Below are 15022 nucleotides of genomic sequence, written 5' to 3' on the forward strand. Positions count from 1 at the left end.
CGTGTTTTATCTGTCATTATTCTGGGATTACCTTAAACAGTATTTCAAAATGCGGCTGGCCTACAGGATGGATTTTATAAATGGGCTCTTTTCTGATCTGGTAGCTCAGGCCACCAATCTGGTGTTTATCCTGGTTGTGTTCCAGCACACTTCTCTCCTGCAGGGGTGGTCAAGAGATGAAATCATCTTTATTTATGGCTTTTTTTTTGTTCCATATGCGGTGTTTTCGACCTTTTTTAATTTATGGCAGTTTCAGGAGAAATATATTATTCGTGGCGAGATGGACCGGGTGCTTACGCGTCCGGCACACAACCTGTTTCAAGTGATGCTCGAAACAATGGATCCCCAGTCGCTTGTCGGGGCTGTTACAGGGATTTTGATTATGCTATATGCGGGCCTTCATCTGCACTTGTCGATTGCATGGTACGATCCGTTTGTGTTTATTTTTCTAGTTCTATCTGCGGCGCTCGTATATGGCGGTGTATATGTAGCCATTGCGGCTCTGGGCTTTTTCTCAGACTCTAAGACTGGAATTTCGCCGATGATATGGAATATTCAGAACTACGGGCGTTATCCGGTCAACATATACAACAAAGCGATTCGGATTTTGCTAACCTGGATTCTTCCGTTTGCGTTTGTCGGGATTTATCCGGCGGCGTATTTTCTTCATAGACAAGATTACTATATGTATACGATGCTTACGCCAGTTGTGGGCATTGTGTTTTTTGCGATTGGCATTGTAGTCTGGAATTTTGGTGTACGAAACTATCGGGGAGCCGGTTCATAACGAACCTGCTCCTTGTTTTGTTTTATCAGACAAAACTTGGTAAGATGAAAGAAAACCTAAAATTAGGAGGGCATTAAAATGGCTGATTTAAAAGTTGGAGAATTGGCACCGGATTTCACGCTGCCTGCAAGCAATGGGAAGGATGTATCGCTTTCTGATTACCGCGGAAAAAATGTGGTGCTTTATTTTTACCCGAAAGATAATACCCCTGGATGTACAACGGAATCCTGTTCGTTCCGTGATAATGTGGCGAATTTTGAGAAAAAGGATACTGTTATTCTCGGTGTAAGCCTGGATGACTTGAAATCGCATGATAAATTCATTCAAAAGTATAATCTCCCGTTTCTTTTATTGAGTGATACCGAAGCAAAAGTTTCCGAATTATATGGGGTATACAAACTGAAAAAGAATTTTGGCAAGGAATACATGGGCATTGAACGTTCTACTTTTATTATCGATAAAGAAGGGCGGCTTGCAAAAGAATATCGGAAAGTTAAAGTAGATGGGCATGTGGAAGAAGCGCTGGCATTTATAGAGGAGAACTTGAGTTAATTTCTGTGTGGTATGAGGAGTGATGCCATGGACACCTCCCACTACGACTGGACTGATTATTATGATATTGTTTCAACCGGTTTGGAGCATGATGTTGACTTCTACACAGCTATGGCGCGGGAGGCAAACGGGCCGATACTTGAGCTTGGTTGCGGTACAGGCCGTATCACCATTCCCGCAGTGATGGCGGGTGTTGACATTGTGGGATTAGACCTGTCTGAAGCGATGCTCGAGAAGGCCAGGATGAAAGCGAAAATGATGAAGGTGGGTAACCATGTTGCATTCGTGCAAGCTGACATGAGGGATTTCACGCTACCTCAAAAGTTCGCGGCTGTGATTATTCCTTACCGGACCTTTCTTCATCTTCTTACGGTGAAAGACCAGCTGGCTGCCCTTCGCAGCATTCGGAGCCATTTGCAGGAAGATGGGATTCTTGCCTTCAATATTTTCGTTCCTTCTATTAAACACCTTTATGAACAGGATGAAAAAAGCTCAACGAGAGGCATTTATGAGATACCTGGCACTGAGGACCGATTGTATGTTTGGGATTATACGCGCTATGATCATCATCAGCAAATTGCCCAGATTATCCGCCAGTACGAGCGTGTGGGCAGCACAGGTGTGGTTGTAGAGAAGGTAAACGTGCCTTTTTATATTCGGTATATGTTTCCTGTGGAGTGCCACCACCTGTTGAAATTGGCTGGCTTTACTGTTGTAAACAGGTATGGTGATTTTCAGCGAAGTGAATTTGGACCCGATAGTACAGAACTGATTGTCGTGGCTAAAAAGATACAATAAGCATATCGAAATGTTGGGGAGGGAGAGAAAGTATGAAAATTGTTTCAACTGCGAAAATGAACGATCGCCATCAGGAAGCGCTCCGCAGCGAATTTCCACACTATACGTTCGAATTTTTCGGGAATATGGCGCAAGCTGAGGAACAGGTGAATCAGGCGGACATTTTACTTACATATGGTGAAGATCTAACGGCAGAGATTACAGGGAAGATGAAAAGCTTGAAGTGGATTCAAGTGTTGAGCGCGGGTCTCGATTTTATGCCTTTTAAGGAGCTGGAAGCACGCGATATCCTGGTAACAAACGCAAGAGGCATTCATAAAATACCCATGGCTGAGTATACCATGAGTGTCATGCTTCAGGTCGCCAGGGAAAGCAACCTGTTGTATGAAAACCAAAAGGAGCATAAATGGGATAGAACGGTTCGCGTAAGCGAGCTGTATGGTAAAACAATCGGGATTGTGGGTGTGGGAGCGATTGGGGAAGAAATAGCCAAGCGGGCTAAAGCTTTTGGCATGAGAGTGGTCGGGGTAACACGCAGCGGCACACCGAAAGAGGCTTGTCACGAGATGTACAGGCAGGCTGATCTGGTGGATATTCTACCGCTCTGTGACTATGTCGCTGTGATTGTTCCGTTAACTGAAGAAACCCGTCATTTAATTGGCCATAAGGAACTAGCCGCCTTAAAGGAATCGGCGGTTCTTATCAATATTGCGCGTGGACCTGTGGTAGACGAAGAAGCACTTGCGCGACATTTGAAAGAGCGGCGCATTAAAGCGGCTGTTTTGGATGTGTTTACTGAGGAACCGCTGCCGGAATCATCTGTTTTCTGGGAATTGGATAACTGTATCGTGACCCCACATTTATCAGGACGCTCTCCTTTATATATGGAGCGTGCACTGGAGATTTTCAGGCAAAATCTTCAGTCTCTCGATAAGGGGAAGCTAAATGCAATGATTAACCGGATTGACTGCAGTAAAGGGTACTAAACAGTTGGCTGACGAAAATAGGGGGAGGAGATTGGCAATGAAAATTTACACAAAATCCGGTGACAAGGGTGAAACAAGCCTGGTGTACGGCGTTCGCGTGCCAAAGAATAATTTGCGTGTGGAGGCATACGGCACATGTGATGAGGCTAATTCAGCCATCGGCTTGGCCCTGAGCGTTTTGCCCCGCGATCCTGAATGGGAGAGCTTTCATGCCGCTTTCCACATCATACAGACCAGGCTATTCCACATAGGGGCGGAGCTCGCGACTCCTAAAGGAAAAGAAGTGGGATGGAAAATAGCCGAGGAAGACGTTGCATTTCTTGAAAAGACAATAGATGGCTGGGATGAACATCTTCCTGCGTTAACTAATTTTGTTTTGCCCGGTGGTTCGCAAGCGGGTGCTGCTCTGCATCTTGCACGAACGGTTGCAAGGCGTGCGGAAAGGCAGGCCATTTCACTTCAGCAGCAGGATGAGGTCAATCCCATTGTCATCCGCTATCTTAACCGTCTTTCCGATTTGTTGTTTGTTGCCGCCCGTTTTGTAAATAATAAACTGGGCAAAGTGGAGCCTACTTTGCACCAGGAATAAATGACGGATGCCTTTGCTATTAAGGCGGAGGCATCAACTGTTGCTTTCTGTAAAATAACAGTTAGTGGCAAACTGAAAATGGTTGATTAATTTCTAGGTGTATGATATAGTATTTATTGTCGCTGTTGAACAATATTCAAGTGGTTGATTCACAGGAAAAAACTTATTGTATTTTGTTTGATAGTCTGATATAATAAATAAGTCGCAGTTAATTAGATAACTGGGCAATGAAGTTCCTTGAAAACTGAACAGTGAAATGCCAAATGTGCGATTGACCCAGAATTCAATTCTGGATTTATTAAGTAAGACCAGCTCGTATGAGCGAACAGCATCGAACCTTTTTGGAGAGTTTGATCCTGGCTCAGGACGAACGCTGGCGGCGTGCCTAATACATGCAAGTCGAGCGGACTTTGGAGAGCTTGCTTTTCAAAGTTAGCGGCGGACGGGTGAGTAACACGTGGGCAACCTGCCTGTGAGCCTGGGATAACTTCGGGAAACCGAAGCTAATACCGGATAGGATTCAGAACCGCATGGTTCTGGATGGAAAGTTTTCGGACACTTACAGATGGGCCCGCGGCGCATTAGCTAGTTGGTGGGGTAGTCGCCTACCAAGGCGACGATGCGTAGCCGACCTGAGAGGGTGATCGGCCACACTGGGACTGAGACACGGCCCAGACTCCTACGGGAGGCAGCAGTAGGGAATCTTCCGCAATGGACGAAAGTCTGACGGAGCAACGCCGCGTGAGCGATGAAGGTTTTCGGATCGTAAAGCTCTGTTGTCAGGGAAGAACCGCCGGGACGACCTCCCGGTCTGACGGTACCTGACGAGAAAGCCCCGGCTAACTACGTGCCAGCAGCCGCGGTAATACGTAGGGGGCAAGCGTTGTCCGGAATTATTGGGCGTAAAGCGCGCGCAGGCGGTTTCTTAAGTCAGGTGTGAAAGCCCACGGCTCAACCGTGGAGGGCCACCTGAAACTGGGAGGCTTGAGTGCAGAAGAGGAGAGTGGAATTCCACGTGTAGCGGTGAAATGCGTAGAGATGTGGAGGAACACCAGTGGCGAAGGCGACTCTCTGGTCTGTAACTGACGCTGAGGCGCGAAAGCGTGGGGAGCAAACAGGATTAGATACCCTGGTAGTCCACGCCGTAAACGATGAGTGCTAGGTGTTGGGGACTCCAATCCTCAGTGCCGCAGCTAACGCAATAAGCACTCCGCCTGGGGAGTACGGCCGCAAGGCTGAAACTCAAAGGAATTGACGGGGACCCGCACAAGCGGTGGAGCATGTGGTTTAATTCGAAGCAACGCGAAGAACCTTACCAGGGCTTGACATCCCGCTGACCCCTCTGGAGACAGAGGCTTCCTTCGGGACAGCGGTGACAGGTGGTGCATGGTTGTCGTCAGCTCGTGTCGTGAGATGTTGGGTTAAGTCCCGCAACGAGCGCAACCCTTGTCCTTAGTTGCCAGCATTCAGTTGGGCACTCTAGGGAGACTGCCGTCGACAAGACGGAGGAAGGTGGGGATGACGTCAAATCATCATGCCCCTTATGTCCTGGGCTACACACGTGCTACAATGGATGGTACAACGGGCTGCTAACTCGCGAGAGTATGCCAATCCCTAAAAACCATTCTCAGTTCGGATTGCAGGCTGCAACTCGCCTGCATGAAGCCGGAATCGCTAGTAATCGCGGATCAGCATGCCGCGGTGAATACGTTCCCGGGTCTTGTACACACCGCCCGTCACACCACGAGAGTTTGCAACACCCGAAGTCGGTGAGGTAACCGTAAGGAGCCAGCCGCCGAAGGTGGGGCAGATGATTGGGGTGAAGTCGTAACAAGGTATCCGTACCGGAAGGTGCGGATGGATCACCTCCTTTCTATGGAGAATCGGCACACTGGCACTTTCACTGTTCAGTTTTCCAGGAACTTCTTCTTGGAATTGAATACAAAATCAGATACACTAAGTATCTTGCTGTCTGGCAATATTGGCGAAGGGGTCACACCTGTTCCCATCCCGAACACAGAAGTTAAGTCCTTCAGCGCCGATGGTACTTGGGCGGCAACGCCCTGGGAGAGTAGGACATTGCCAGGCCGGCAACCTAACGGTTGCTGTCACATTGCACTTTGAAAACTGAATCATGGAAGAAACAATGCGCAATAGGAAAATCCAATTGTAATAACTTTTAGGTGATACCATATTAGAGCGTTGTCAGAAGCGAGAAGATCGAGGATGCGTGGGAACGAGCAGCGGAGCGTATTTTAATACGTGAGCAGCGCAGTGACAAGCAGACGAAGAGATTCGAAGCTTAAGGCAAGGCGATAGAGGTTAAGCTATGAAGGGCACACGGTGGATGCCTAGGCGCCAGGAGCCGAAGAAGGACGTGGCGAACTGCGAAATGCTCCGGGGAGCTGTAAGCAAGCGTTAATCCGGAGATGTCCGAATGGGGAAACCCACGATTCATAATGGAATCGTACTCCTGCCTGAATCCATAGGGCAGGTAGAGGCAGACCAGGGGAACTGAAACATCTAAGTACCCTGAGGAACAGAAAACAATAGTGATTCCGTAAGTAGCGGCGAGCGAACGCGGAGAAGCCCAAACCGGAAGGTTCGCCTTCCGGGGTTGTAGGGCGTCTCACATGGAGTTACAAAAGACGGTCATAGATGAAGCGGTCTGGAAAGGCCCGTCACAGAAGGTAACAACCCTGTAATCGAAATGGCCGTCTCTCCGAGACGTACCCTGAGTACCGCGAGACACGTGAAACCTCGTGGGAAGCTGGGAGGACCATCTCCCAAGGCTAAATACTACCTGGCGACCGATAGTGAACCAGTACCGTGAGGGAAAGGTGAAAAGCACCCCGGGAGGGGAGTGAAAGAGAACCTGAAACCGTGTGCCTACAACTAGTCGGAGCACATTAACTGTGTGACGGCGTGCCTTTTGTAGAATGAACCGGCGAGTTACGGTTGCGTGCGAGGTTAAGGTGAGAAGCCGGAGCCGCAGCGAAAGCGAGTCTGAACAGGGCGATTCAGTACGCAGCCGTAGACCCGAAACCGTGTGATCTACCCATGTCCAGGGTGAAGGTGCGGTAACACGCACTGGAGGCCCGAACCCACGCACGTTGAAAAGTGCGGGGATGAGGTGTGGGTAGCGGAGAAATTCCAATCGAACTCGGAGATAGCTGGTTCTCCCCGAAATAGCTTTAGGGCTAGCCTCGGATTTACTGTACCGGAGGTAGAGCACTGATTGGATGCGGGCCCCTCGCGGGGTACCAAATTCAGTCAAACTCCGAATGCCGGCTACAGATATCCGGGAGTCAGACTGCGAGTGCTAAGATCCGTAGTCAAAAGGGAAACAGCCCAGACCACCAGCTAAGGTCCCTAAATCTTCACTAAGTGGGAAACGATGTGGAGTTGCCCAGACAACCAGGATGTTGGCTTAGAAGCAGCCACCATTTAAAGAGTGCGTAATAGCTCACTGGTCGAGTGACTCTGCGCGGAAAATGTAACGGGGCTAAGTGAAGTACCGAAGCTGTGGCTTGACACCGTAGGTGTCAGGGGTAGGGGAGCGTTCCTGCAGCGGTGAAGCTCGACCGGAAGGACGGGTGGAGCGGCAGGAAGTGAGAATGCCGGTGTAAGTAGCGAAAAGAAGGGTGAGAATCCCTTCCGCCGAAAGCCTAAGGGTTCCTGAGGAAGGCTCGTCCTCTCAGGGTTAGTCGGGACCTAAGCCGAGGCCGAAAGGCGTAGGCGATGGACAACAGGTGGAAATTCCTGTACTACCTCTACTTCGTTTGAGCAACGGAGGGACGCAGGAGGGTAAGGCAAGCAGACTGCTGGTTATGTCTGTCCAAGCAATGAGGCGTGTGTATAGGCAAATCCGTACACTGTAACGCCGGGTTGTGATGGCGAGGGAAATTTAAGTACCGAAGTTCCTGATCTCACACTGCCAAGAAAAGCTTCTAGCGAGAAGTAAGGTACCCGTACCGCAAACCGACACAGGTAGGCGAGGAGAGAATCCTAAGGCGCGCGAGAAAACTCTTGCTAAGGAACTCGGCAAAATGACCCCGTAACTTCGGGAGAAGGGGTGCCCCGCTAGCGTGATAAGCGTGAGGGGGCCGCAGTGAAAAGGCCCAAGCGACTGTTTAGCAAAAACACAGGTCTCTGCGAAGCCGCAAGGCGAAGTATAGGGGCTGACGCCTGCCCGGTGCTGGAAGGTTAAGGGGAGCGGTTAGCGCGCAAGCGCGAAGCTGTGAACCGAAGCCCCAGTAAACGGCGGCCGTAACTATAACGGTCCTAAGGTAGCGAAATTCCTTGTCGGGTAAGTTCCGACCCGCACGAAAGGCGTAACGACTTGGGCACTGTCTCGGCAAGAGACTCGGTGAAATCATACTACCTGTGAAGATGCAGGTTACCCGCGACAAGACGGAAAGACCCCATGGAGCTTTACTGCAGCTTGATATTGAATGCTGGTATGATTTGTACAGGATAGGTGGGAGCCTTTGAACCCGGACCGCCAGGTTCGGTGGAGGCATCCTTGGGATACCACCCTGATTATGCCGGCCTTCTCACTCGCATCCCTTATCGGGATGGAGGACCGTGTCAGGTGGGCAGTTTGACTGGGGCGGTCGCCTCCTAAAGTGTAACGGAGGCGCCCAAAGGTTCCCTCAGAATGGTTGGAAATCATTCGCAGAGTGTAAAGGCACAAGGGAGCTTGACTGCGAGACCTACAAGTCGAGCAGGGACGAAAGTCGGGCTTAGTGATCCGGTGGTTCCGCATGGAAGGGCCATCGCTCAACGGATAAAAGCTACCCTGGGGATAACAGGCTTATCTCCCCCAAGAGTCCACATCGACGGGGAGGTTTGGCACCTCGATGTCGGCTCATCGCATCCTGGGGCTGAAGTAGGTCCCAAGGGTTGGGCTGTTCGCCCATTAAAGCGGTACGCGAGCTGGGTTCAGAACGTCGTGAGACAGTTCGGTCCCTATCTGTCGTGGGCGCAGGAAATTTGAGAGGAGCTGTCCTTAGTACGAGAGGACCGGGATGGACGCACCGCTGGTGCACCAGTTGTTCCGCCAGGAGCATCGCTGGGTAGCTATGTGCGGCCGGGATAAGCGCTGAAAGCATCTAAGCGTGAAGCCCCCCTCAAGATGAGATTTCCCACAGCATAAGCTGGTAAGACCCCTTATAGATGATGAGGTAGATAGGTTCGGGGTAGAAGTGCGGCAACGCATGGAGCTGACGAATACTAATCGGTCGAGGGCTTAACCAAATTTTTAAGGGATTCCTAACGCATCGTTACTTCCAATTCAGTTTTCAAAGTGCAAGTAATCTTCTTTATTCCGCAGTAGCTCAGTGGTAGAGCAATCGGCTGTTAACCGATCGGTCGCTGGTTCGAGTCCGGCCTGCGGAGCCATATATGGGCCTATAGCTCAGGGGATAGAGCGCTGGTTTCCGGTACCAGGCGCCCAGGTTCGAATCCTGGTAGGCCCGCCATAAAGCGGTCGTGGTGGAATTGGCAGACACGCTATCTTGAGGGGGTAGTGGTCCTTGATCGTGCGAGTTCGAGTCTCGCCGACCGCACCATGCATGTACACATAAATGAGACGCTGTGGGATTCCCAGCGTTTTTTTGATGTATAAGAAAAATACCCGCTTTGTTATACCTTCGTGCGGCAAACACGGAGTGATACCGAAGAAGGTTTTATACAGTGAAATCTCTACTTAACTAAATTGACAGCTTGTATTTAAAACCTTACACTATTGACAATAGACAGCCAGAAGGAAGAGGTGCATACAAGTGCCTGGACAACAATTAAAAATAGCTATCGAAAAATTAAAAGGTTCTGGCGTTCGGATAACGCCTCAACGCCAGGCCATTTTAAGCTTTTTAATAGAGACAATGACACACCCGACAGCAGATGAAATTTATAAAATGCTGGAAACTAAATTTCCCAACATGAGTGTGGCGACTATCTATAATAATCTGAAAGTATTTAAGGATCTTGGACTTATAAAGGAACTGACATATGGAGATGCTTCCAGTCGTTTTGATGCCAATTTGCAGACCCACTATCATGCAATTTGCGATAGATGCGGCAAAATAGAAGATTTCTACACCGAAAATTTGAGTAATGTGGAACAGGTGGCGGCAAAAATTACAGGTTTTAAGGTGGCCTCTCACCGAATGGAAGTGTACGGAACTTGCAGAAGCTGTCAGTTGAACCATTGAAGTTAAAAAAATCCCGCTGGAGATAGGCACATCTACAGCGGGATTTTTTGATATGAAAAAAGCCTCCCCCTGTCAGGGAAGGTTAAGAAGGATATAGTTAGTACCTCAGGAAGAGTAAAAGAAATGTACATTTATTATAATATATAAATATTTACACTATGTCAATAGGAGAAGGTTTTTTACCTATTTCTGTCGAAGGTAATGTATGGCACAGATGTTAAAAAGCATTGATTCTTTTTGCGAAAATAGCGGGAGAGGAGTTCGGGTTTTATGAAATGGTTTCCTTTAGAAGCTTTTCAACCGATATTCATTAGCGATTCCGTTTTATCCATGATTAGAATTGCCCCACAGAATAGAGAAAGTAGCCTTATTGACGGTTTTGATGAAATGCTAATTACTGTAGTTGAAGATGCTGAGAATCGGGTCGATGTGAAAAATATGATGGTAAATGGAGTCAACATCCAGATGGTTCAGTTGGACAAGCGTTACCTTTCTGATTTAATGGAGACCCGTATGCACCGCCGTCTGATTCAGCTAGTTATGCAGGGTGAAGTGTTATATGACGATTATCAATACATAAACACATTTCGGGAAAAATTTTCAACACATCCTTCTAAATTTCAAGAACGCACGATTTGTATCGAGTTTAGCCATTTTCTGCAACGGTACCTTGAGGCGAAGGAATTCGTAAGAAATGGCTTACTACTTGATGCTTATAATAGCGTATTTCATGCTCTTGAACACTGGGCTCGGTTGACCATTCTCGAAGCGGGGGAAATACCGGAGACCGTGGTGTGGCAGCAAGTACATTCCATAGATTATTCTATTTTTAAGCTTTATGAAGAACTAATCACCAGCACAGATCCACTAGAGAAACGTATTGAATTGCTGCTTTTAGCCTCGGAATTTTCCGTTATATCAAAAATAGAAAAATGCAGCAAGTTTTTGCTAGATACCATGAGAGAAGATTCGAAATCATGGTCCATAAGTGAATTAATGGCCCATCCGAATTTTAAAGGCATACAAATTAACCTTGTGCTTCTTCTGAATAAGTTAGTGACACGTTCCCTGCTACAAGAAGTATGTATACCAACAGTATATGGAACGGAAAAAAGATACCGGATCGTGTAAAATATAGTCCGCGGTGAAATGTTTCTAAAGAAAGGGTTTCGGCAACCGCGGATTTTTTCTTTTATAACCTCTTAAAACAATAAAGAACATCAGGGGATGTCCTTCTCATAAATAGTCATTGGGAAATAAGCCGAATCCATCCCTGACATTTGTATAATTAGTCTGTCTTTCAAGCAGGCAAACAAGCCTGGCAAATCTATTATTTAACTGCCTAACCTCCGTTTCAAAATCCTCAATCTTCTTGTTGTATACTAACTCTAAGCCTTCTCGAATTCCCTGGGCAATTTCCTTCCCAAGTTTGCTGTACCGCTCCTCCTGTTCATAGCGCCGGCTCATCTCCGCTTTTTCCTGCAAGCCATTCAACGATGAGAGACGTTGATTTATCGGCTGTAAAAGCATCCCGGAGCGCATCTTCTACCGTTTCCATCTTTGCTTTTATGCCATATCCCTTCCAAATAAAAGGTGGTTCTCAAGAATTCGCTCAATATCCGGATTATTCGGCCCCCAAGCCATCGGTGTAATCTAATAACGTTAGAATTTCTTACCTTTGGCGGAATTTGCTTCTGTTTTCAGTCGTTTTCTCTTCCGGCTGACATTGATTGGGTTGCTTTGGTTAAACGGTCCGAAAACAATATTCAGGTAATCAAAACAGCTGGCACGATTCCGGATATCCTCGTTGACGCTAACTTTTTGGATGTTTCAGTAGCCGACTCTCTTGTTCTTCCTTTGTCCGGACATTACGAACTATGGGTCAAAACCGTGTCCTTTCTTTCATTTGACCCGATGCCGGAACTTCAGGAAATGATAGATATTGTAGTCTCTTATTCCGCAATAGCCATGAGTTATGGAAAAAAGGGGAAAAACCCCACCCTTTACAGAAAAATGCCCGGCTCTGCGAGCAGATGGCAGGTGTCCGCAAAACAGAAATGCTGCAAACTGCCGCGGTTATGTTTACAGAGCTTTTGGATTTTAAACGGGTATCTTTAGTTTCATACGTACCTGATCAAATGGCCTTTTAAGGGATAGCGGCATACAACGCGCGGAATGATATGATTAGGCGAATACGTGAGCGCTGGGATCAGATCCCTTTCTCTCCGCTTTTGCTCGCTTCCAAAATGCCGGCTTATGTGCCAACTGTAGCGGGTTTAAATGGCCTGCCAACCCACTACATTGAAGAATTCGGGCTTACGTCTCTTGTCGTCACCCCGCTGCTTTCTGATGATCGGGTGATGGGAGCTGCCCTGCTTGATAATGGTGGCGAGTATTTTGAACCATCCAGTGAAACCTTGTATGTCAGCCTGCAATTTGGTTAAAACATCAGCTTTTTTATAGAGCGGGCAATGTTGGGAAATAGTTTCACCGCTGTGCAATATGAACGGCCGCTTAGCCCGCGCGAAATCGAAGTGGTCCAGCTCGCCGCGTTTGGGGAAAGCACCAAACAGATAGCCGCCCGTCTGCAATTAAGCGATTATACGGTGCGCGACTACCTTACCGCTGCAACTGAGAAGCTTTGCGCTAATAACCGGACAGAAGTGGTGGCGAATGCAATACGTATGGGCCTCATTCATTAATTCCCTTCTTTTTTCGGGATAGATTAAACGATAGTGGTGCGGTACGCACATTTCTTGACCGGATTGGTGTCGAGCAAATCATCGATCCAAACCAGTCGGATAGCTACAATCGATTTTATCCGTTGAGCTTCCTTCTGCTATGCAACGCCTGCTTACTGATAAGTCCCCCGAAGCCATTGTGAATGCTTCTGTTACGTATAATTAGCATTAGGGATGATTCAAGATAATTATGCGCATTATGAGGAGCCCCCCTTTGGGGCAGGCGTGGATGATTTATTAATTATGCTTTAAAGCAGCTTGGTATTCGCCTGGTTATTCTCGAGAGAGCCCGTGGTAAATCTATCAATGAGATCTATAAGATGAATGAGTCGGAAGCTGGGATGTTTGCATAGTTTTGTAAGCGAATACAAAAAGGGCTGTTTCCCACACATTGTGGGTTTTACAGACTTTTTATTTCATACCGTCCATTTAAAGCATTATTTTAAGCTAGCAGCAATCATTTTTTTCTAGGTAGATTGCAAAGTCCTAATGTAATGTTTAAAAACTATATTGACTTCGTATCTATGATTATGATATATTATTTCTTGTCGCTGTTAAGCGAGTCAAACAGACAGCAACAAAACATAAGATAAAAAAATGTTGCAAAGCAATCCGTCATTTGATATAATATAAAAGTCGCAGCTGATTGAGCGACTGACCGATAGAGTTCCTTGAAAACTGAACAGTGAAATGCCAAATGTGCGATTGACCCAGAATTCAATTCTGGATTTATTAAGTAAGACCAGCTCGTATGAGCGAACAGTATCGAACCTTTTTGGAGAGTTTGATCCTGGCTCAGGACGAACGCTGGCGGCGTGCCTAATACATGCAAGTCGAGCGGACTTTGAGAAGCTTGCTTTTCAAAGTTAGCGGCGGACGGGTGAGTAACACGTGGGCAACCTGCCTGTAAGCTTGGGATAACTTCGGGAAACCGAAGCTAATACCGGATAGGATGCAGAACCGCATGGTTCTGAATGGAAAGTTTTCGGACACTTACAGATGGGCCCGCGGCGCATTAGCTAGTTGGTGGGGTAGTGGCCTACCAAGGCGACGATGCGTAGCCGACCTGAGAGGGTGATCGGCCACACTGGGACTGAGACACGGCCCAGACTCCTACGGGAGGCAGCAGTAGGGAATCTTCCGCAATGGACGAAAGTCTGACGGAGCAACGCCGCGTGAGCGATGAAGGTTTTCGGATCGTAAAGCTCTGTTGTCAGGGAAGAACCGCCGGGACGACCTCCCGGTCTGACGGTACCTGACGAGAAAGCCCCGGCTAACTACGTGCCAGCAGCCGCGGTAATACGTAGGGGGCAAGCGTTGTCCGGAATTATTGGGCGTAAAGCGCGCGCAGGCGGTTTCTTAAGTCAGGTGTGAAAGCCCACGGCTCAACCGTGGAGGGCCACCTGAAACTGGGAGGCTTGAGTGCAGAAGAGGAGAGTGGAATTCCACGTGTAGCGGTGAAATGCGTAGAGATGTGGAGGAACACCAGTGGCGAAGGCGACTCTCTGGTCTGTAACTGACGCTGAGGCGCGAAAGCGTGGGGAGCAAACAGGATTAGATACCCTGGTAGTCCACGCCGTAAACGATGAGTGCTAGGTGTTGGGGACTCCAATCCTCAGTGCCGCAGCTAACGCAATAAGCACTCCGCCTGGGGAGTACGGCCGCAAGGCTGAAACTCAAAGGAATTGACGGGGACCCGCACAAGCGGTGGAGCATGTGGTTTAATTCGAAGCAACGCGAAGAACCTTACCAGGGCTTGACATCCCGCTGACCCCTCTGGAGACAGAGGCTTCCTTCGGGACAGCGGTGACAGGTGGTGCATGGTTGTCGTCAGCTCGTGTCGTGAGATGTTGGGTTAAGTCCCGCAACGAGCGCAACCCTTGTCCTTAGTTGCCAGCATTCAGTTGGGCACTCTAGGGAGACTGCCGTCGACAAGACGGAGGAAGGTGGGGATGACGTCAAATCATCATGCCCCTTATGTCCTGGGCTACACACGTGCTACAATGGATGGTACAACGGGCTGCTAACTCGCGAGAGTATGCCAATCCCTAAAAACCATTCTCAGTTCGGATTGCAGGCTGCAACTCGCCTGCATGAAGCCGGAATCGCTAGTAATCGCGGATCAGCATGCCGCGGTGAATACGTTCCCGGGTCTTGTACACACCGCCCGTCACACCACGAGAGTTTGCAACACCCGAAGTCGGTGAGGTAACCGTAAGGAGCCAGCCGCCGAAGGTGGGGCAGATGATTGGGGTGAAGTCGTAACAAGGTATCCGTACCGGAAGGTGCGGATGGATCACCTCCTTTCTATGGAGAATCGGCACACTGGCACTTTCACTGTTCAGTTTTCC

Annotated in this window: 11 protein-coding genes, 3 tRNA genes and 4 rRNA genes; 17 read left to right on the forward strand and 1 reads right to left on the reverse strand. The window is 48.4% G+C overall.

Features of this window, described 5'->3' with window-relative positions; translation table 11 throughout:
* Window position 1 precedes the first annotated feature (1 nt).
* The 13 genes from PP175_RS05100 to PP175_RS05160 all read left to right on the forward strand — a co-directional run bounded on the left by PP175_RS05100 (window position 2) and on the right by PP175_RS05160 (window position 11061).
* On the forward strand, window positions 2-787 hold the full coding sequence (locus PP175_RS05100; RefSeq protein WP_272441745.1) for an ABC transporter permease: 786 nt from the start codon (window positions 2-4) through the stop codon (window positions 785-787).
* 78 nt (window positions 788-865) lie between these two features.
* Window positions 866-1339, forward strand: coding sequence for a thioredoxin-dependent thiol peroxidase (gene bcp, locus PP175_RS05105; protein WP_272441746.1), 474 nt, complete (start codon window positions 866-868; stop codon window positions 1337-1339).
* Between the two features lie 27 nt (window positions 1340-1366).
* The gene (locus PP175_RS05110; RefSeq protein ID WP_272441747.1) at window positions 1367-2137 is read left to right on the forward strand and encodes a class I SAM-dependent methyltransferase; all 771 of its coding nucleotides are present in this window, start codon (window positions 1367-1369) and stop codon (window positions 2135-2137) included.
* Between the two features lie 32 nt (window positions 2138-2169).
* Window positions 2170-3123 (forward strand): D-2-hydroxyacid dehydrogenase, encoded by a 954-nt coding sequence (locus tag PP175_RS05115; RefSeq protein ID WP_272441748.1) that lies wholly within the window; start codon window positions 2170-2172, stop codon window positions 3121-3123.
* Window positions 3124-3160: 37 nt separating this feature from the next.
* The gene (locus PP175_RS05120; protein WP_272441749.1) at window positions 3161-3712 is read left to right on the forward strand and encodes a cob(I)yrinic acid a,c-diamide adenosyltransferase; all 552 of its coding nucleotides are present in this window, start codon (window positions 3161-3163) and stop codon (window positions 3710-3712) included.
* Between the two features lie 338 nt (window positions 3713-4050).
* Window positions 4051-5585: ribosomal RNA gene (locus tag PP175_RS05125) — 16S ribosomal RNA — on the forward strand.
* Between the two features lie 98 nt (window positions 5586-5683).
* Window positions 5684-5800 (forward strand): 5S ribosomal RNA (rrf, locus tag PP175_RS05130).
* 232 nt (window positions 5801-6032) lie between these two features.
* Window positions 6033-8971 (forward strand): 23S ribosomal RNA (locus PP175_RS05135).
* Together the 16S, 23S and 5S rRNA genes with 3 tRNA genes alongside form the textbook arrangement of a ribosomal RNA operon.
* 69 nt (window positions 8972-9040) lie before the next feature.
* A tRNA-Asn gene (locus PP175_RS05140) sits at window positions 9041-9115 on the forward strand.
* Window positions 9116-9120: 5 nt separating this feature from the next.
* Window positions 9121-9195 (forward strand) — tRNA-Arg (locus PP175_RS05145).
* Between the two features lie 4 nt (window positions 9196-9199).
* Window positions 9200-9285 (forward strand) — tRNA-Leu (locus PP175_RS05150).
* A 207-nt stretch (window positions 9286-9492) separates the two neighbouring features.
* Window positions 9493-9930: a peroxide-responsive transcriptional repressor PerR gene (perR, locus tag PP175_RS05155; protein ID WP_442870449.1), complete on the forward strand. Its 438-nt coding sequence runs from the start codon at window positions 9493-9495 to the stop codon at window positions 9928-9930.
* 270 nt (window positions 9931-10200) lie between these two features.
* Window positions 10201-11061, forward strand: a complete 861-nt coding sequence (locus tag PP175_RS05160; protein WP_272441751.1) for a nucleotidyltransferase-like protein — start codon at window positions 10201-10203, stop codon at window positions 11059-11061.
* A gap of 105 nt (window positions 11062-11166) precedes the next feature.
* Here PP175_RS05160 and PP175_RS05165 read toward each other — a convergent pair whose 3' ends face one another.
* The gene (locus tag PP175_RS05165; protein WP_272441752.1) at window positions 11167-11397 is read right to left on the reverse strand and encodes a hypothetical protein; all 231 of its coding nucleotides are present in this window, start codon (window positions 11395-11397) and stop codon (window positions 11167-11169) included.
* 273 nt (window positions 11398-11670) lie between these two features.
* Between PP175_RS05165 and PP175_RS05170 the strand changes: the two genes are divergently transcribed.
* The 4 genes from PP175_RS05170 (at window position 11671) to PP175_RS05185 (ending at window position 14978) form a co-directional block, all read left to right on the forward strand.
* Window positions 11671-12048, forward strand: coding sequence for a hypothetical protein (locus PP175_RS05170; protein ID WP_272441753.1), 378 nt, complete (start codon window positions 11671-11673; stop codon window positions 12046-12048).
* A gap of 62 nt (window positions 12049-12110) precedes the next feature.
* A complete protein-coding gene (locus tag PP175_RS05175; protein ID WP_272441754.1) occupies window positions 12111-12374 on the forward strand; it encodes a hypothetical protein in 264 nt (87 codons plus the stop codon).
* 27 nt (window positions 12375-12401) lie between these two features.
* Window positions 12402-12632: a response regulator transcription factor gene (locus PP175_RS05180; protein WP_272441755.1), complete on the forward strand. Its 231-nt coding sequence runs from the start codon at window positions 12402-12404 to the stop codon at window positions 12630-12632.
* Between the two features lie 811 nt (window positions 12633-13443).
* Window positions 13444-14978, forward strand: a 16S ribosomal RNA gene (locus tag PP175_RS05185).
* Window positions 14979-15022 lie beyond the last annotated feature (44 nt).

Source organism: Aneurinibacillus sp. Ricciae_BoGa-3 (assembly GCF_028421645.1).
Classification (GTDB): Bacteria; Bacillota; Bacilli; order Aneurinibacillales; family Aneurinibacillaceae; genus Aneurinibacillus_B.

Coding starts and splice junctions, on each gene's coding strand:
- bcp (WP_272441746.1), top strand. CDS start 866: ATGGCTGATTTAAAAGTTGGAGAATTGGCACCGGATTTCACGCTGCCT.
- PP175_RS05110 (WP_272441747.1), top strand. CDS start 1,367: ATGGACACCTCCCACTACGACTGGACTGATTATTATGATATTGTTTCA.
- PP175_RS05115 (WP_272441748.1), top strand. CDS start 2,170: ATGAAAATTGTTTCAACTGCGAAAATGAACGATCGCCATCAGGAAGCG.
- PP175_RS05120 (WP_272441749.1), top strand. CDS start 3,161: ATGAAAATTTACACAAAATCCGGTGACAAGGGTGAAACAAGCCTGGTG.
- PP175_RS05160 (WP_272441751.1), top strand. CDS start 10,201: ATGAAATGGTTTCCTTTAGAAGCTTTTCAACCGATATTCATTAGCGAT.
- PP175_RS05165 (WP_272441752.1), bottom strand. CDS start 11,397: ATGAGCCGGCGCTATGAACAGGAGGAGCGGTACAGCAAACTTGGGAAG.
- PP175_RS05175 (WP_272441754.1), top strand. CDS start 12,111: ATGATTAGGCGAATACGTGAGCGCTGGGATCAGATCCCTTTCTCTCCG.
- PP175_RS05180 (WP_272441755.1), top strand. CDS start 12,402: ATGTTGGGAAATAGTTTCACCGCTGTGCAATATGAACGGCCGCTTAGC.